The 17,924-nt window shown below is 62.8% G+C and carries 17 protein-coding genes; 13 read left to right on the top strand and 4 right to left on the bottom strand.

Annotated features, from left to right (window positions below):
* Positions 1-81 precede the first annotated feature (81 nt).
* Positions 82-1,497, top strand: a complete 1,416-nt coding sequence (locus tag AXW84_RS19535) for a carbohydrate porin (protein ID WP_068237217.1) — start codon at positions 82-84, stop codon at positions 1,495-1,497.
* A 40-nt stretch (positions 1,498-1,537) separates the two neighbouring features.
* On the opposite strand, the gene AXW84_RS19530 is transcribed toward AXW84_RS19535, so the two are convergent.
* Positions 1,538-3,733 carry a hypothetical protein gene (locus AXW84_RS19530; RefSeq protein WP_157887134.1) on the bottom strand — a complete coding sequence of 732 codons (2,196 nt, stop codon included), beginning with the start codon at positions 3,731-3,733 and terminating at the stop codon, positions 1,538-1,540.
* 151 nt (positions 3,734-3,884) lie between these two features.
* On the opposite strand from AXW84_RS19530, the gene AXW84_RS19525 reads away from it, so the two are divergent.
* Positions 3,885-4,988 carry a DUF3667 domain-containing protein gene (locus AXW84_RS19525; protein WP_068237213.1) on the top strand — a complete coding sequence of 368 codons (1,104 nt, stop codon included), beginning with the start codon at positions 3,885-3,887 and terminating at the stop codon, positions 4,986-4,988.
* Between the two features lie 16 nt (positions 4,989-5,004).
* On the opposite strand, the gene AXW84_RS19520 is transcribed toward AXW84_RS19525, so the two are convergent.
* On the bottom strand, positions 5,005-5,508 hold the full coding sequence (locus AXW84_RS19520; protein ID WP_157887133.1) for a hypothetical protein: 504 nt from the start codon (positions 5,506-5,508) through the stop codon (positions 5,005-5,007).
* Positions 5,509-5,725: 217 nt separating this feature from the next.
* On the opposite strand from AXW84_RS19520, the gene AXW84_RS19515 reads away from it, so the two are divergent.
* Both AXW84_RS19515 and arfB read left to right on the top strand, forming a co-directional pair.
* Positions 5,726-6,673, top strand: coding sequence for a 3-oxoacyl-ACP synthase III family protein (locus AXW84_RS19515; RefSeq protein ID WP_068237208.1), 948 nt, complete (start codon positions 5,726-5,728; stop codon positions 6,671-6,673).
* A 115-nt stretch (positions 6,674-6,788) separates the two neighbouring features.
* Positions 6,789-7,193, top strand: coding sequence for an alternative ribosome rescue aminoacyl-tRNA hydrolase ArfB (gene arfB, locus AXW84_RS19510; protein ID WP_068237205.1), 405 nt, complete (start codon positions 6,789-6,791; stop codon positions 7,191-7,193).
* A 241-nt stretch (positions 7,194-7,434) separates the two neighbouring features.
* Here the strand turns inward: arfB and mgtE are convergent, their stop codons facing one another.
* Positions 7,435-8,817 carry a magnesium transporter gene (mgtE, locus tag AXW84_RS19505; RefSeq protein ID WP_236943175.1) on the bottom strand — a complete coding sequence of 461 codons (1,383 nt, stop codon included), beginning with the start codon at positions 8,815-8,817 and terminating at the stop codon, positions 7,435-7,437.
* 166 nt (positions 8,818-8,983) lie between these two features.
* On the opposite strand from mgtE, the gene AXW84_RS19500 reads away from it, so the two are divergent.
* The 3 genes from AXW84_RS19500 (at position 8,984) to AXW84_RS19490 (ending at position 11,698) form a co-directional block, all read left to right on the top strand.
* Positions 8,984-9,793, top strand: coding sequence for a cyanophycinase (locus AXW84_RS19500; RefSeq protein WP_068237202.1), 810 nt, complete (start codon positions 8,984-8,986; stop codon positions 9,791-9,793).
* A gap of 66 nt (positions 9,794-9,859) precedes the next feature.
* Complete coding sequence (locus AXW84_RS19495) at positions 9,860-10,867, top strand: toxin-antitoxin system YwqK family antitoxin (protein ID WP_157887132.1); 1,008 nt, start codon at positions 9,860-9,862, stop codon at positions 10,865-10,867.
* Between the two features lie 33 nt (positions 10,868-10,900).
* Entirely contained in the window at positions 10,901-11,698 is a 798-nt protein-coding gene (locus AXW84_RS19490; protein ID WP_068237194.1) for an IS5 family transposase, read from the top strand.
* 24 nt (positions 11,699-11,722) lie between these two features.
* On the opposite strand, the gene AXW84_RS19485 is transcribed toward AXW84_RS19490, so the two are convergent.
* Entirely contained in the window at positions 11,723-12,082 is a 360-nt protein-coding gene (locus AXW84_RS19485; RefSeq protein WP_068237190.1) for a YraN family protein, read from the bottom strand.
* A gap of 165 nt (positions 12,083-12,247) precedes the next feature.
* Between AXW84_RS19485 and lipB the strand changes: the two genes are divergently transcribed.
* The 6 genes from lipB (at position 12,248) to AXW84_RS19455 (ending at position 17,920) form a co-directional block, all read left to right on the top strand.
* Entirely contained in the window at positions 12,248-13,000 is a 753-nt protein-coding gene (gene lipB / locus AXW84_RS19480; RefSeq protein WP_068237188.1) for a lipoyl(octanoyl) transferase LipB, read from the top strand.
* 79 nt (positions 13,001-13,079) lie between these two features.
* The gene (locus AXW84_RS19475) at positions 13,080-13,502 is read left to right on the top strand and encodes a hypothetical protein (RefSeq protein ID WP_068237183.1); all 423 of its coding nucleotides are present in this window, start codon (positions 13,080-13,082) and stop codon (positions 13,500-13,502) included.
* A gap of 49 nt (positions 13,503-13,551) precedes the next feature.
* Positions 13,552-14,628: an MraY family glycosyltransferase gene (locus tag AXW84_RS19470; RefSeq protein WP_071892333.1), complete on the top strand. Its 1,077-nt coding sequence runs from the start codon at positions 13,552-13,554 to the stop codon at positions 14,626-14,628.
* Positions 14,629-14,648: 20 nt separating this feature from the next.
* On the top strand, positions 14,649-15,854 hold the full coding sequence (locus AXW84_RS19465; RefSeq protein ID WP_082773999.1) for a DUF4271 domain-containing protein: 1,206 nt from the start codon (positions 14,649-14,651) through the stop codon (positions 15,852-15,854).
* A gap of 80 nt (positions 15,855-15,934) precedes the next feature.
* Complete coding sequence (locus AXW84_RS19460; RefSeq protein WP_068237174.1) at positions 15,935-16,726, top strand: uroporphyrinogen-III synthase; 792 nt, start codon at positions 15,935-15,937, stop codon at positions 16,724-16,726.
* 198 nt (positions 16,727-16,924) lie between these two features.
* Positions 16,925-17,920 carry a PorP/SprF family type IX secretion system membrane protein gene (locus AXW84_RS19455; protein WP_068237172.1) on the top strand — a complete coding sequence of 332 codons (996 nt, stop codon included), beginning with the start codon at positions 16,925-16,927 and terminating at the stop codon, positions 17,918-17,920.
* Positions 17,921-17,924 lie beyond the last annotated feature (4 nt).

Below are 17,924 nucleotides of genomic sequence, written 5' to 3'. Positions count from 1 at the left end.
TAAGGTGAATAGCTAGTGCTTTTCCGGCCCCGGCCTACCTTTGTCGGGCGTATTGCCTGCATTCCTTATTATTTCTGATTGATGAATTTTTACTTTTTGCGGGCGCTGGCGGTAGCTAGCTTGCTGGCCCTGGCGGGTACGGCCTTTGGGCAGGGCGCCGTGACGCCGCCCTCGTCGGCCACCCCGCGCAAACCGCCGGTGGGGGCCTCGGCTCAAGAGCCGGTGCACGTGGACAACGGCCAGCCCAACGACTACTACGGCTGGAGCCTGCACTTCCAGCAGACGATTATCCGGCAGTGGCACGCCAATTTTACGGCCCCCTACACCGATAGCTTGAGCCTGCTGCCGCGCGAAAACGCCAAGATGTCGCTCACCACTACCCTCTACCTGGGGCGGCAGCTCTGGAAAAATGCCACCGTTATTTTTAACCCCGAAGTGTCGGGCGGCAGCGGCCTGAGCAGCGCCTCGGGCCTGGGCGGCGCCCTCAACGGCGAAACCTTCCGGGTGGGTTCGCCCGAGCCGGTGCTCTACCTGGCGCGCCTCTACTTGCAGCAGCGTTTCGCGCTGGGCCCGGAAGTTGTCGACGACGACGACGACCTCAACCAGGTGGGGGGGCCGCGCCCGGTGCGCTACCTCAGCGTCACGGCCGGCAAACTCTGCCTGGCCGACTACTTCGACCAGAACAGCTACTCGCACGACCCGCGCACCCAGTTCATGAACTGGACGCTGATGAGCGCCGGGGCCTGGGACTACCCCGCCAACACCCGTGGCTACACCGTGGGCGGCGTTATCGAGTACATCGTGCCCGGCTTTGCCATTCGGGCTGCCTCGGCGCTACTGCCTACCTACGCCAACGGCCCCACCCTCGACTACAACTACGCCAAGGCCCACGGCGAAAACGTGGAAGTATCGAAGACCTACCACCTGCGCGGCCACCAGGGCACGGTGCGCGTGCTGGGCTTCCGCAACGTGGCGGCGATGGGCAATTACCAGCAGGCCCTGACGGACCCTCGCGTCAACGGCCGCCCCAGCATCATCGGCGTGCGGGGCCCCAGCCACAGCAAAACGGGCTTCGCCCTGAACGTGGAGCAGGAGCTGGGCCACGAGCTGGGCGCCTTCGGCCGCTTGAGCTACAACGACGGTAAAAACGAAACCTGGGCCTTTACGGAGGTAGACCAGAGCCTGAGCCTGGGCCTCGTGAGTACGGGTGCCCGCTGGCACCGCGCCACCGACCGCCTGGGCCTGGCCGCCGTGGTCAACGGCCTCTCGCCCGGCCACCGCAACTACCTGGCCGCCGGTGGCTACGGCTTCATGCTCGGCGACGGGGCCCTGAACTACGCGCCGGAGTTCGTGACGGAGGTGTACTACAGCATCGACTTTCCGAAGTACCACGCCGCCCTCACGCCCGACTACCAGTTGGCCGTTAACCCTGGCTACAACCACGACCGCAAGGGCCCCATCCACGTGGTGGCGCTGCGCGTGCACGTCGAGTTTTAGAAGCCGCTGGCTGGGGGCGCAGCTAGCGCCCCCGGGGGCCCTACTTGCGGCCGGGCAGGGGGCCCTGGTCGGCCTGCTGGCTAAGCTTTTGGGCAAGTGCGCTGGGCACGCCGGCGCTGTGCAGCACGCCCCGGATGAGGCCCTGCCGCCACACGGTAAACACCGAGGCCCGCAAGTCGCGGCGCACTTCCATGTCGCCCACCACCATGCGGCCACTGGGGCGCGGGTTGTTGTCGCGAATCACCAGGCCGTTCACCAGCCCGCTCTTGGTACGGCTCCACAGCGTCTTTTTTACCTCGCCTTTTTTGTAGCCCAAAAGGTCGAATTTCAGTCCAGTGTATTCGGCCCAAACCTGGCCGGTGGCTTGCTGGCGGTTGACGTTCATTGCGAATTGAATGCGTTGCACGTCGCCGCTTTTGAAGGCAAGCAGGCGCGTGGGCCGCGTCATGGGGTTGAGGATGCCAAGCGGTGCTGGCCCGAAGCTGCCCCACAGGCGGTGGCGGCCCTGGGGGTCGAGCAGCGGCGCCGCTAAGTGCAACTGCATCCGGCAACTATCCTGCAAGTAGGCGGTAGCCGTACCCGTGAGCGGGTGCTGGCGCGACTGCCGCCGCGGGTCGTTGCTGACGTTGCGCAAAGTGGCGTCGAAGCGCGTGATGCTGAGCGTGCCCACCAGCGGCGTGCTCGTGCTGCGGTACCGCGTGGCGATGGTGCCGTTGCGCAGGTCCAGCCGCCTCACGTCCACCAACAGCTTGAATTTGCGCACGGCTTCGGGCGTTATGATGGACGGGTGCGGGTTCAGGGGGCCCCGGCCGTCGCTGCCCAACTGCAGCCAGGGCTGCTCCAGCACCAGCCGCTCCATTCGCACTTGGCTGCGGTCGGAGAGGGTGTAGAAGTCGAACCCCTGGGCCCGCAGCGTGCCAATGCGGGCCGCGAGCTGCGATACCTGGTAGCCGCTGCGCAGATTGAGCTGAGCCGCCGTAAGCGTGGGGCGCACCGACAACTTACTCATTTTCAGTAGGTGGGCGTCGGTGTCAACTTCCAGCCGCTCGGCGCTGGCCGGGTACACCGGCGCGTCGAACACGGCTGAGAGGCGCCCTGTGTGCCCCTTCCAGGCGCGGGCGTACACAATGCGCTTCGCCCCGGTCTGCCCCGCGGCCGAATCAACGCGCAGGGCCCGGGCCTCGGCGTACACGTGCCGCACCGCCGGCTGGTGGCTTAGGCCCGCCACGGCCATGTAGCCATCGTCGATGGTCAAGCGGCCCAAGTCGGTGCGCTTGGTGAGGGGCGCCAGCAGCTGCCACAGCGGCGGCGGCGCCTCGGCCGGCGGCCGGAACGTGAGCCGGGGCCCCGTCAGCCGCGCCAAATCGGCCACGAGGTGGTGCTGGTGCTGCCAGGTGGCCGCCCGCAGGCCGCGCACCACCAGGCGCGGCAGCGTCATCGACACGCGCACGGCCCCCGGCTTGCCCTGCCCCGGCTGCGGCGGCGCAATGCGCAGCGAATCGAGGCGAAACAGTTGTTCTTGGCTCGAAAAATAAACCAGCTGGGCCCCCAGCTTGTGCCCGCCTAGCTGGCCCGCGGGCCCGCGCAGTGTGGCCTGCCACGCCGCCGCAAAGCCCAGCCGCGCCGAATCGGCCGCCCCCGCGGGGGTAAAGAGCATGTCGCGGGCCACCACGTTGGCCGCGGCCAGCGCGCCCACGGGGGCCCCGGCCGGGCCAAAGCTGCCGCTGGCGTGCCGCACCGCCACGTAGCCCAGCCGCGCCGGCCGCTGCTGGTAGAGCGGGGGCCCCGGGTGGGGCGCCGGCCGCCGGGCCAGGGCCTCCACGCGCAGGTGCAGCGAGTCGAGCACGAGGCTGTCGAGCGGCACGGTTTGGCCCCGCAGCAGCGCCAGCAGCCCCAGGCCGCGAAGGTCGAGGCGGGCCAGGCGCAGGTGCAGGCGGGGCAGGGTGTCGGCCAGGGCGGGGGTGGCGGGGCGCAGGTCGAGGCCGCGCAGGTGCATGGCCCGTGGCAGCAAGCGGGTGCGCAGGCTGCTGATGGTGAGGCGGTACTGGCCGTGCGTTTGCTTGGTTACTTGCTTTTCCATGGTGCGGCGCAGCCAGGGGTCGAGGCCCAGCCACACGGCCAGTACCAGCAGTCCCGCGAGCAAGCCCAGGCCCCACAAGCCGCGGCGAAGCCAGCGGTGCGGCCGCGCGGGCGGGGCAGAAGTAGTAGTAATCTGCACGGCAAGGTGATGAAGCACTTTTAACGGAAAAGGTGCCGGTGCAGGTTGCGGCTCCCGGCGGGGCAGGGCGCCGGGGGCCCCGCTCGCGCCGGGGTGGACCCAAACGATATATTTGCGCCAACGGCTTGCCTGCCTATTTCTTGGCAGGGCCTTTCCTCCGTTTGCGCTCATGGCCCACCACGCTACCCAACAGGCCGACTGCGCCAACTGCCACTTCGCCTTCGTGCCCGGCGAGCCCCGCGAGTTTTGCCCCCGATGCGGGCAGCAGAACCACGCCGTCGAAATCAGCTTCGGCCACGTGGCGGAGGAGTTTCTGGAGGGGATTTTCCACTTCGACGGCAAGGTGTTTCGCACGGCGGGGCTGCTGCTGTTTCGGCCTGGCGAACTCACGCGGCGCTTTTTGGCCGGGCAGCGCGTGCCCTACGTGCCGCCCATCCGCCTGTACGTGTTCATCAGCTTTGTCTTTTTCCTGCTGCTGGGCACCGTGCTGGGCCACGAAGAACCAGCGGAGCGTACCGAGACGAAGCAGCTGGTTAAAATTGACGCCCTGGACGGCATGAAACTAGGGCTAGGCGCTGATTCCAGCAAGCTGACGCCAAAACAAAAAGTGCGGCGGCGGCAAAGCTTGGACTCCCTGAACCGCACCGTTGCCGCCGCTATAAACCCGATTCCCCCGGGCGTGGCCCGGGGCCCCAAAAAGGGGCCGCGCGGCCCCGGCGTGGAAAGCTTGGGCAACTCGGGGGGCTCATTAAAAACCATTGCCGACCACTTGCCCACCAACCCCACCGACGCACAAGTCGATTCGGTGCTGCGCAAAAACGGCGACAAGCCCGACTACTTCCACCGGCTGGTAGTGCGGCGCGCGGCGCGCTGGGTGCATTCAACCCGCGAGGAAGTGGTGCACCAGGTGTTGCGGGGTGGCTCCATCCTACTGTTTTTGCTGATGCCGCTGGCTGCGCTGCTGCTCAAGGGGGCCTATTTTCGGCAGCACCGCTACTACATCAGCCACTTGGTGTTCACCATCCACGTGCAGTGTTTCCTGTTTATTTTCATTGCCTTGCTCATCGGACTCGACAAGCTGCACGCCCCGGACTGGCTGAGTAACCTGCTCAATCTGGCGCCCATCGTCTACTTCGTGGTGGCGATGCACACCTTCTACCAGCAAAGCTGGGGCAAGACGGTGGCCAAGTCGCTGCTGCTGGGCACGGCCTATAGCTGCGTGCTGCTGCTGGTGGTGCTGCTGGTGGGAGTGGCCGGCGCCGCCCTGTTTTAGGCCGCCGCTGGGGCCCCTAGCGGCCCCGCACTTTGTCGAACAGGCTGCGGCTGCGCTCGCCGATGGTTTTGTTGCGCTGCTTGAAGAGCACGTACCGCACCGACAGCGCCGTAGGGAACCGTGCCCAATCGCTGCTATTAATTTCCACGCTCGGCTTAAAATCGTAGCTGAGTACCAAGGGCAAGAAGGCAATCTTGTACTCGATGCCCACAACGGCGTCGAAGCCGCCGAAGCGGCCGGTGTCCTTATTATTGCCCAAGTGGCCGCCGGCGCCCAGGTAGTAGTTCAGGCTGCGCCCCAAAATGCCGAAGTGATACTCGCCCAGCACCGTGCCCGTTACCTCGCGCGAAGCCAAGCCCACGATGCCTTCCAGCGTCACGCGCGGGGCCACGGCCTGCTGCACCGTGATGCCGTAGGGGCTGCCCAGGCGCAGGCCTGCGGCGGTGCGGTACTTTTGGGCGGCAGCGGGCTGGGCCAAGCCCGCCCCCAGCAGTGTCAGCAGTAAGGGGTTGGGTTTCAAAAGGAGACGGAAAAAGGCCATAATGTTGTACCAGGTGCCGGCGAACTTCGCCCGGCAACGGGCGTTTGAACGCGCAACAGAGCCTTTTTGATACGCTTGGGGCAAAGGGGCTGCTACCCGGAGCGGCCCGGGGCCCGTACTTTTGCGGCCGTTTAGCTTTGGCTTTTATTCATAGGGAGACCATATCGGTCTTTTCTCGCGCTAATTACCACCCTCCGTGTATTTACACCACGTGGCCGCTTACCTGCCGACGGCCGTCGTTACCAACGAGCACTTCACCCGCCTCAACGGGCTGGCTTCTGACTGGATTATCGAGCGCACCGGCATCCGGGAGCGCCGCAAGGCGGGTCCCGGCGAAAACGCCAACACCATGGCCGTGGCCGCCACCCAGGCGTTGCTGGCCGAAATCCCGGCGTTCGACGCGGCCAGCATTGACCTCATCGTGGCCGGAACTTACACCCCGCACGACACCATCTACACCGCCGCCCACGCCGTACAGCGCGCGCTGAACATCAACGACATCCCGACGGTGAGCATTTCTTCGGCCTGCTCGTCGCTGCTGAACGCCGTGGAGATTGTGGAAGGCTACTTTGCCATGGGCAAGGCCCGCCGCGCCCTGGTGGTGGTGAGCGAGCACAACACGGCCTACAACAACGAGGAAGACACGATGGCCGGCCACTTGTGGGGCGACGGCGCAGCGGCCCTGCTCATCACCAAGGAGCCGCTGGGGCCCCAGCCGCTGCGCATTGCCGAGGTCATCACCGGCGGGGCGGCTCCCGTGGGCAAGGCCGACGAGGCCGTGACGCTGAAGCCGGTGGAAAAAGGCATCGTGATGCCGTACGGGCGCGACGTGTTCCAGCAGGCCTGCACCTACATGACGCGCGTGACGCAGACGCTGCTTGACCGCCACCACCTCGTGGCCAATGACTTGACCTACCTCATCCCGCACCAGGCCAACCTGCGCATTTCGGTGAACGTGACCAAGCAGCTGGGCCTCGACCCTGAGCGGGCCGTGAACAACATCCAGCGCCTGGGCAACACCGGCTGCGCCGGCGCCGCCATTGGCCTGGCCGAAGTCTGGGATACGCTGCGCCCCGGCAACAACGTCATCATCACCGTGTTCGGCGGCGGCTACTCCTACGGGGCCATGCTGCTGACGAAGTAAAAGAATTAAAAATGGAGAATTAAAAATTAAAAATGAGCACGTAGGCAGTGTCCTGCAATCATCCGAGCAAGCGTTGAACAACTCATTTTTAATTCTTCATTTTTAATTCAACCCCATGCTGCCGCCCACCGCTGCGTTTCTGCCCGAAATCGTTTTCCAGACCAGCCGTGCCAGCGGTCCGGGGGGCCAAAACGTGAACAAGGTGGAAAGCCGCGTGGAGTTGCGCTGGCACCTGCTGGACTCGCAGGTGCTGACCGACGAGCAGAAGCAGCTCATCCTCGAAAAGCTGGGGCCCCAGCTCACGGCCGATGGCCTGCTGCTGCTCACCGCCCAAGACGACCGCAGCCAGCTCCGCAACAAGGAAATTGTGCTGGCCCGCTTCCACGCCCTGCTGCTCAAAAGCCTGCACCGCCCCAAGCCCCGCCGCGCCACCAAGCCCAGCCGCGGCGCCGTACGCAAACGCCTGGAAGGCAAAAAGATCCAGAGCGACAAAAAAGCCAACCGCCGTAAGTTGGATTGAGTGAATTAGTGAAGGAGAAGCTATTTAGGAGGTCTGGAAATTCAGAATTGAACGTCATGCTTATCTAGCGTCCGCGCAGTCGAAGCATCTCTGCCGCTGACTACTCTATTGATTACTGCTGCGGGAGAGATGCTTCGGCAAGCTTAGCATGACGTTCTAGAGACTTCCTGAACAGCTTCGGAGTGAGTTGGTGAAGCAATTTCTACTTCACCAACTCACTCCTTCGACCATTAATCCACTGCTAAAGCAGCGTGCCGCGCAGCACCAGCAGCGCCACCGAGAAATAGATGATGAGGCCCGTCACATCGACCAGGGTGGCCACGAAGGGGGCGGAGGACGTGGCCGGGTCGAGGCCCAATTTTTTGAGGATGAGTGGCAGCATGGAGCCCGCCAGCGAGCCCCACAGCACAATGCCCACCAGCGCGAAGCCCACCGTGAGGCCCACCATCAGCCAATGGGGCCCGTAGATGGGGGTGATGCTTTGCCAGATGGCAATGCGGCTGAAGCCAACGACGCCCAGGATCAGGCCCAGCAGCAGGCCCCCCACCAACTCGCGGCGCAGCACCTGCCACCAGTCGCTGAGCTTGAACTCGCCCAGGGCCATGGCCCGGATGATGAGCGACGTGGCCTGCGAGCCCGAGTTGCCGCCCGAGCTGATAATCAGGGGGATGAACTGCACCAGCACAATGGCCTTTTGCAGCTCGCCTTCGAAAAACTGCATGGCCGAGGCCGTCAGTAGTTCGCCCAAAAACAGGATGACCAGCCAGCCGGCGCGCTTCTGCACCAGCCGCAGCAGGGGCATGGTGAGGTAGGGCTCCTCCAGGGCCTCCGAGCCGCCGAACTTCTGGATGTCCTCGGTGTCTTCCTGCTCCCGGATGCTGAGGATGTCGTCGAGCGTGACAATGCCGAGCAGAATGCCCTGGTCGCTCACCACGGGCAGGGCCACCCGGTCGTTGCGCCGGAAAACGTCGATGGCATCCTCCTGGTCCTGGCCGGCCAGCAGCTGCACGAAGCGGCGGTCCATAACGTCGCGGACCCGCACGGTGGGCGAAGCCAGCAGAATTTCGCGGATGCGGATGTCGTCCGTGAGCACGCCGTGGGCATCGGTCACGTACAGCATGTTCAGCGTTTCGGACTGCCCGCCGTGCTGGCGCACGTAGTCGAGCACCTGCTGCACCGTCCAGTTCTCGCGGATGGCGATGTAGTCGGGCGTCATCAGCCGGCCCACCGAGTACTCGGGGTAGCCGAGCAGCTCCAGCGTCACCTTGCGCTCGGGCTCCGACAGGCTCTGGATGAGTTCGGCCACAAAATTGGCCGGCAGGAACTCGAGCAAGGTGGTGCGGTCGTCGGGCGACATCTCGTTGAGAATGTCGGCCATCTTGTCCTGGGCCAGGTTGTCGAGGAAGTGCCGCTGCACGTCCAGGTCGAGGTACTCGAACACCTCCGTGGCCAGGCTCAAGGGCAGCAGGCGGAAAATGATGAGCTGCTCCCGCTCGTCCTCGTTCTCGATGAGCGTGACCAACTCGGCCGGCTGGAACCCCCGAAGAATCTGCTTGAGCTTAAAAAATTCACCCTCCTGAATCAGGGCTGTGATGGTTTCCACGGATGGCGACAATGGCATCATGGCAGGACGGGCGGTGGTGCTTCGCTAGGCAAGCAAGGTTGATGAAGGGATTACGCCACGAAATTACGCCGAAACCCGCCCCAGGCCGTATGCCCAGCGTAGGCGGGGCCCAAGCACCCGTCTGAAACTGCCCATCTTGCCGCCCTTACCGCTTACCCGCTGCCCCATGCCCGACCTTTTCGCTGCTCCCCGCGCCACCCTGGCCCTTTATGGCGGCGGGGCCGATGAGGCCCTGGTGGCGCTGCTGGCCGGCCTGTTGCCCCACCCTGGGGCCCCCATCGAGGTGCTTACCACCGCAAGTATTGCCAACCCCGCCCGCACCGCTGGTTCCTACGCCCGCTCGTGGGCGGCGCGCGGCTGTTCCCACGTGCACCACTTGGAGGTGGACGAAACCCACCCCGCCGACGCGCCAGCCACCTTAGAGCGCCTACGCCGGGCAACCCTGCTTTTCCTCAGCGGCGGTAACCAGGAGCGCCTGACCCAGTTCCTGCTGGGCACCGAGTTTCTGGCCATCCTGAAGGAGCGCTGCCGCACCGACGAGGGCTTCGTGCTGGCCGGTACCAGCGCCGGGGCCGCCGCCCTGGCCGAGTTCATGCTGGTGGAGGGCCGCGGCTGGCGCAGCTTGCTGCCCGGCGGCGTGGGCGTGGCACCCGGCCTGGGCCTGCTGCCGGGCGTGGTGCTCGACCAGCATTTTGCCGAGCGCCACCGCTACCCGCGCCTGCTGCATGCCGTGCTGGCCCAGCCCGCCTACTTGGGCCTGGGTCTGAGCGAAGAAACCGGCCTGCTGCTGCGCTCCGGCCAGCCCGCCGAGGTATTCGGCGACGAAGTGGTGTTTGCCTTTGACGCGGCCGCGGCCCAGCATATCAGCCTAGTGGGCCCGGGGCCCCGGCAGCCCATCAGCGGCCACGGCCTCACCACGCACTTGCTGGTGGCGGGCCAGCGGCTCGATTTAGCTACCCGGCAGGCGGTAGGGTAGGGGCCCCAGCCGGGCACGAAACCGGCTACCTTTGCGTTGATGCCGCGAAAAAAATCCGTGCCGCTCATGCCAAATTTCCGTTGGGGCGCTCCGGTGCTAGCGCTGCTGCTGGCGCTGGCCGGGGCCTGCACCCGCCACCCCATTTCCTTCAATTCGCGCCCTGAAGTAGCCCCGGCAACGATGGCCGTAGCCGCCGACACGCTCACCCGCGCTGCCGATTCGGTAGCAGGCCGCCCTTCGCTCAGCACCGCTCGCCGCGTGGTTATGAGCAAAGCGGAGGAGCGTGCCGCCAAGGAAAAAGAGAAAGACGCCCAGCGCAAGCCGTCCAAGAAAAAGAAAATTTTTCTGGGCGAGCGCATCAAGCGGGGCTTTGCCAAGTCGGGCGGCAAGGGCCGCAACCAAGCCATCGAGGTATTCTACTACCTCAAGTACTTCCAGCAGCCCAATTTGCAGGCCCCGGCGCGCTTTTACTACGACCCAAAGAAGCACAAAATCTTCAAGGCCGCGGCCGGCGAGCTCGACCCCAGCGCCAAGGTGCTGCACGGACCCTACAAGCGGCTGCAAAACAACAAGGTGATGGAAACCGGCTTCTACGCCCTGGGCGTGAAGCACTTGCGCTGGGAGCGTTACGACCGCAATGGCACGCTGCTGAGCAAAATCCACTACGAAATGGGCTTCCCGCGCGACGCCAATATCACGTACTTCGACGCGGGCCATACCATGCTGAAGGAAGTGGTGCCCTACGTGAACGGCAAGCTAGAGGGCGACTACGCCCGCTACACCGCCACGGGCCAGCGCGAGTGGTCGGGCCAGTTCGAAAACGGCCGCCGCGTGGGCGTGTGGACGAATTACTGGCCGGTAAAACGCAATTTCCGCCACTTCGAATACCAGTACCCCGAAAGCGGCTTCGACCCCGAAATAGAGGAGCCCGAGCTGCTCAAGCAGTTCACCCGCGACGGCCTGGCGGTGTACGACAAGGAGAAAAACATCGACAAGCGCGGCGAGCCCGAGCCCGTGGCCCCCGCTGGGGCCCGCCCCGGCCACGTACTGCCCAAGCGCGCCCAGGGCCGCTAGAGCCTGTTCTGCACTTTGGGTTAGATTTGGGGCATGGCAAAAGTGGCGCATTACCCGCGCGACATTACCGACGACGAATGGGCGTTTGTGTGCCCGTACTTGTGCTTGATGCGCGAAGACGCCCCCCAGCGGGAGCCCCCCCTACGGGCGCTGCTCAACGGCTTACGCTACCTGGCCCACACGGGCTGTCCCTGGCGTTACTTGCCCGGCGACCGGCCCCCTTGGTCGGCCGTTTACCAGCAATGGGAGCGGTGGCGTGATGCCCGCGTGTTTGAGCGTATTGTGCATGATTTGAATGAATTACAGCGGGTGCTGCTGGGCCGGGCCGCCCCGCCAACAGCCGTCATTTTTGACGGCCGGACGTTGCAAAGCCCGCCGGAAAGCGGACACCGGGCGGGCTACGATGGGGCCAAGAAGCGCAACGGCAGCAAGGCCCACATCGCCGTGGACACGCTGGGCCACTTGCTGAGCGTGGTCCTTACCCCCGCCAACGAACAGGCGCGGGCCCAGGTGGGCGAGTTGTGTCGGCAGGTGCAGGAAATCACGGGCCAAACCGTCGCGGTCGGGTTTGGCGACCAAGGCCATGCCGGCGAAACCCCGGAGTATGAAGCCGCCGCGCATGACATTGATTTACAAGTAATCATCAAGCCCAAAGGCCAGAGCGGGTTTGTGCTTTTGCCGCGCCGCTGGGTGGTCGAACGCAGCTTTGCCTGGTGCAGCCGCTTCCGGCGGCTGGCTCGCGACCACGAGCGCCTGAGTCAGGCCTTGCAGCAGTTGCACTTCGTCGTCTTTGCTTGTATTATGCTCGCCAGACACGCCAATAGTGCATAACAGGCTCTAGGGGGCCCCTAGCTTTTAATAAAAGGCGTCTTCAAAAGCCTCGATGAGGAAGCCCCCACCGCGGCGCAGCGTGAGGGCCAGAATGTCGAAGCGGATGTCGCCGCGCCAGTCCATCTCTTCCTGCAAGTGCGTGGCGGCCAGGCGAAACAATTCCTTTTTGCGGGCCGATACGAAGGTTTCCGGGGCCCCGTACTGGCCGCTGGAGCGCGTTTTTACTTCCACAAATACCAGCAGGGCCGTGCCCTGGCGCAGCACCAGATCTACTTCGGCGCGGCTGTGGCGGTAGCCGCGGGCCAGCACCTCGTAGCCGCGAGCGGTGTAGAACTCAGCGGCGGCGGCTTCGCCGGCCTGGCCCAAAGTATGGGGGGCGTGCATAAAAGGGCAAGGAAAAGCGAAAGCGGCACGGCGCTAGATTGGGTCCCCGGGCCGAACCCTGTGCCCGTTTGTACCTTTGCCACGGGCGGGCTTTGCGGGCCGGGCGAAGGTAGGGCCGCGTAGCTGGGCCCCACAAGTAGCCAATCTTATCGACTTATCCGCCAGATGACCACTGCCGCCCCCGCTTTGCCCGTTGCCGCCCCGCCCTACCAGGCGCTGGCCGTGCAGCGGCTGGGCCTGGTGCCCTACGCGCCCACCTGGGCCCTGCAAGAAGAGCTGCTGGCGGCCACCGTGGCCATCAAAACCCAAAACCGCGAGGCCGCCTCTGCTGGCCTACCGCCGCAGCCCACCCCCAACCACCTGCTGCTCTGCCAGCACCCGCATACCTACACGCTGGGCAAGAGTGGCAAGCCCGAGCACCTGCTGCTCAGCGAAGCGGCGCTGACCGCCCACGGCGCCACCTACCACCGCATCAACCGGGGCGGCGACATTACCTACCACGGCCCCGGCCAGCTGGTGGGCTACCCCATTCTTGACCTCGATAACTTCCGGCCCGACATCCACTGGTACCTGCGCACGCTGGAAGAGGCCGTCATCCAAACGCTGGCCGGGTACGGCTTGCGCGCCGGCCGCATCGCGGGCCTCACCGGCGTGTGGCTGGGCTGGGAGGAAGGGGCCCCCAACCCCCGCAAAATCTGCGCGATGGGCGTGAAGTGCAGTCGCTGGGTGACCATGCACGGCTTCGCCCTGAACGTGAACCCCGACCTGGCCTACTTCGGTCACATCGTGCCCTGTGGCATCACCGACAAAGCCGTGACCTCGCTGGCCCAGGAGCTGGGCCGCCCCGTGGCCGTGGAAGAAGTGCAGGAGCGCCTATTGCCCCACCTGCGCGCGCTTTTCGACGCCGCAACGGCTTAGCCGGGGCCCCGGCGCTACCCTATGCGGAATCCCAAAAAACCTGTTTTCATCCGTTAAAATCCGTTAAATCTGCGGTTCTGTGAAGCAAGATATTTCCTTTGACCCCGTGGAAGGCGTATCGGTGGCCATCGCCCCGGCCGAGGATGGGGCCCTAACGCCCGCCGGCCAGCCCGTGTGGCAGGTGTACCTGCTCAATCACAACGCCTACCCGCTGCGCAGCGTCATCGTGAACGCCCACGGCTACGGCCAGCAGCCCGACGGCGAAACGGTGCGCACCTCCACGCTGCGCTACTTGTTTGAGGAGGTGCCGCCCCGCACGGCCGTACCCGTCGAGCCCCTCGACCCCGCCCTGTTCCACCTCAACAACCAGTACTGGGTGAGCTACTACCGCGGCGCGCAAATTTTTGACAAGAAATACATCTTCGTGCCCGACTCCATCGTGCCCGAAAACTTTATTCATATCTCACTGCTCAACGACCGGGCGGGCGTGTTGCACAGCTAGCCGGCCTTGGGGGCCCCGGTTATTAACTTTTCTCCCCTATTTCTACGCTATGAATCCTGTTGCTATTCAATTAGTGCTGTCGGCCGGCTGGGCTTTTCTGGTGGCGCTGTTCGCGGTGCCGTCCATTATTCAAATTGCCCACCTCAAAAACATGCTCGACACGCCCAACGGGCGCACCGTGCACTCGTCACTGACGCCCCGGCTGGGCGGCGTGGCGGTGTTCGCAGGCTTCATGTCCGCCCTCACCATTTTTGGGCCCCTGCAAAACGGTGTGAAGGAGCTGCTGGCCGGTTGCATCATCCTGTTTTTCGTGGGCCTGAAGGACGACTTAGTGGGCATGTCGGTGTTCAAGAAATTCGTGGGCCAGCTGCTGGCCACGGGCATCGTCATGATCATGGCTGACGTGCGCATCACCAGCTTCCAGGGCATTCTAGGCATTTATATCCTTCCTGTGGGCGTCAGCTACGCCTTCACGCTGGCCACCATCGTGGGCATCACCAACGCCATCAACCTCATCGATGGCCTCGACGGCCTAGCCGGCTCCATCGTGTTAATTATCATGGGTACGTTCGGCTTCTATTTCTATCATTATGGGGGCGAGGCGTACAGCAACTACGCCTTCGTGGCCGTGTGCCTGATGGGGGGTATGGTGGGCTTTTTGCGCTACAACTTCCACCGGGCCCCCATTTTTATGGGCGACACGGGCTCACTTGTTTGCGGCTTTATTGTATCGGTACTGGCCATTCAGTTCATTGAGCTTGGCGGGCAGCCCGGTACGCAGCTGCCGTTTAGCGCCACGCCGGCGGTGGCGTTGGGCATTCTATTCGTGCCCTTGTTTGATACGCTGCGGGTGTTTGTGCTGCGCATGGCGGCTGGCAAGTCACCCTTCGCGCCCGACCGTAACCACATTCACCATCGCTTGCTGGGTATGGGGCTTTCGCAAATTAATACGGTGCTGCTACTGGGGGCCCTCAACCTGCTCGTCATCCTGTTCGTGATTCAGTTCGCCAACCTAGGCAACCTGGCCCTCATCGGCATTCTGCTGGGCTTCTCGGTACTACTGAGTGTATTAATTGGCGTGTACCAGAGCCGATTGCGCCGCGAGGTCGTCGCCGCGCAATCCTAGTTTCCATCCGGTCCCAAGCCATGGTAATGTTGCTCTTCGGTGCTGGCCGGTGGGCCCCGGGGTGGGGGCGGGGCAGCGCCTTGTGGCTGCTATTTACACTGCTGGGGGGCATAACCAGCCGCGCCGCTGAGTACCGGCCGTTGCCCCCGGCCGCGCCCGTTGGCCTCACCGCCGATTGGCTCATCCACGACGTGGGCCGCAACCGCCTCATCCTCTATTTGCCCGGCTACCACGCTTCGGCCCACGCCTATTATCAGTACGTGCGCCTGCGCCGCGGCCAGCCGTTTCCGGTGGCCTTCGCAGCCCAGCGGGGCTTGAGCTTATTTGTTGATAACCAACTTATTTTTACCGCCGACCGGGCGGGCCCCTACGCCTTCGATTTGGCCCAGCGGTTGCCGGCGGGCTTGGTCCCGGGGACGCACCTGCTGGGCGTGTGGCAGCCCGGTGGCACCCCCGCTCTGGCCTCATTCACGTCGGAAGTCACCGCCACCAAGCCCGATGCTACCTTCGACACCACCGCGGAAATCGCCCAAGCTAGGGCCCCCGGCCCGCTGGGCCAAAACGTGCTGCTGAGCTTTTTGCTGGTGTTGGGGCTGCTCTATGGCGGGGTACGCGCGACGTACCAGCCCGGCTTGGCCCGTGTATTTCGGTTCGATGAGCTGTTTGGCAATACCTCCGAACAGGCCACCTTCCTGGCCCGACCAGCATTTTCGCTGCTCAACATGCTGCTGGTGTTGCTGTTCGGGCTTTCGTTCGCGCTATTGCTCACCGCGTTGCACACGGGCCTCGAAAACCTGCCCTTGGTGCGGCAATTCGTGGCCGTGCCCGAGCGGGCCATAGTGGCGCGGGTGCTGTTTTATGCGGCCCTCATTGCAGGTTTTGTGCTCGGCAAATACCTATACGTGTCCCTTTTGGCCTATACCTTTGATTTGCGCGAACTGGTAGCGGTGCAATACCGCGAGTTTTTACGCACCACGCTGCTAGCAGGGCTTTTCTTGCCTTTTGTGCTGCTGCTTTACCTGGGTTTAAATGGCAGTTACCCCGCGGCGGTGGCCGGCACGGCGGCGGCGGTCATCGCGCTGGTGCTGGTGGGCACCGTGCTGCGGGTGCTGCACACCGTGCACCAGCGGGCGTCACTGCTTAATCTTCATTTGTTTGCTTACCTTTGTGCTACCGAAATACTGCCCCTGCTCATTCTGCTAAGGCTGTTGGTGTTTACCACTTAGTTGCTGCCGGGCGGCCCCGTCCAGCCTTTGCCCAGGTTTTCTTTCCTCTATCGTTCTAGCAATACTCCTTCTCTTCTTGTATGGCCGAGAGTGCAGACACGCCGGGTACCGGCCGGCACACCAAGCGCATCCAAAGCATTTTGGTAACCCAGCCCAAGCCCACCACCGAAGTATCCCCGTATTCGGCCCTTGCCGAGAAATATGGCATTCGGGTTGATTTTCGGGAGTTTATTGAAGTTCAACCGGTGTCTTATAAGGACTTCCGGCGCGATAAAATTAACATCGCGGACTTCACGGCAGTAATTTTCACCAGCCGCAACGCCGTTGACCACTTTTTCCGCATTTGCCAGGAAGCCAAGCTCGAAATGCCTGCCGAAATGAAATATTTCTGCATTTCGGAGCAGACAGCTAACTACTTGCAGAAATATATCGTGTTGCGCAAGCGCAAGCTATTCGTGGGCACGCGCACCGCGGCCGACTTGTTTGATGTTATCAAAAAGCACAAGGGCGAGAATTTTCTCTACCCGTGCTCCGACATTCGTAAAGACGACTTGCCGGTGTTTATGCGCGCCAATAACCTCAAGTTTACGGAAGCCGTTATTTACCGCACAGTAGCGAGTGACTTGTCAGATTTGTCGGACGTGAAGTACGACGTGTTGGCGTTTTTTAGCCCCTCGGGTATTAGCTCGCTGTTCGTCAATTTCCCCAGTTTTGTGCAAGATGGCACTCGCATTGCGGCTTTTGGCCCCACCACGGCTAAGGCCGTGCGCGACGCCAACTTAGAGCTTGACATTGAGGCTCCCATGCCCAACGCGCCTTCCATGGCTGGGGCTATTGAGGCTTACATTCGCCGCAATCAGCCGGCTGAATAAAATATAATTGGCTTTCATCGAGCCAGTTTCCCTAACCGTCGATAAGAATTTTGCGAACGCCGAAAACTTTGTTTTCGGCGTTTTGCGTTGGGCCCTGTAACAGGTCACGAGCCCACGATTTAACCTTACATTTGAACGTACATCCCAGGGGCTGTGCATACTTTATGGCCTGTTTCCCCTTTCCTTGGTTTCCACCCCATGAAAAAAAGCTTACTCGCCCTTCTCTTGCTGGCCAGTGGCGCAGCTCCGGCCCTGGCACAACAGCAGCCCCAGTTCACTCACTACGGCTTCAACGGCATGTACCTCAACCCAGCGTACGCTGGCATCAAGGGGCAAGGCGAGGTTAATCTAATCGGCCGCTACCAATACTACAACCTTACCAATACCCGCGGCGATGCCAATGGGGCCCCCCGCACGGGCTTAATTACGGCCTCGCTGCCCATTTTGGCCCTCAACGGCGGCGTGGGCTTAGCTGTGAGTTACGATCAGGCCGGCGAAGTGCGAGTGACCAATACTGCACTGTCGTACTCACAACACATCAAACTAGGGGCCGGCAAGTTGGGTTTCGGTGTCCAAGGCACGTTTACCTACATCAGCGCGGGGACATTCGTAGCCATTGATCCCACCGACCCTTACATTCCCTACAACGGATCCGACCGCAAGTTCGACGCGGGGGCCGGCATCTGGTACGAATCGCCCAAATTCTACGCAGGCCTGAGCGCGAATAACTTGTTGCGCTCTACTTACCACTTTGCTAACCAGTACGGCAATGCTGTTCCTTCCTATTTAGGAGAAAATCACGCTTATTTAACGGCAGGGTACAATATTGAAGCATCGTCTTCCGTTACCGTCACGCCCACTATACTCGCCAAAGCTGTGCTACCCGGCAGCTTCGATTCAGGCAATAAGTTTGGCAATGCAAAAAATTATTCTTTTGAAGGAGGCCTGCGGGCCACTCTTGATGATAAATATTGGATAGGTGCAAACTATCGGCTGCAAGAATCCGTTTCGGGATTAATTGGATTAAGCTTTGCTAAAAACAATGCTTTTCGCATAGGCTACGCTTTTGATTTTATTGCATTTAATCAAGATGCGCGGGCCCTTAGTTCCCACGAAATTTTGCTCTCGTACCGCTTGCCCAAACCCGGATTGATTCTCCGGCCGGCCATCCGCACGCCCCGCTACAGTTTCTAGCCTA

The sequence above is a fragment of the Hymenobacter sp. PAMC 26628 genome, assembly GCF_001562275.1.
Lineage (GTDB): Bacteria > Bacteroidota > Bacteroidia > Cytophagales > Hymenobacteraceae > Hymenobacter.
The sequence above is the reverse complement of the archived record's forward strand: the minus strand, read 5'-3'. Positions and strand labels throughout refer to the sequence as shown.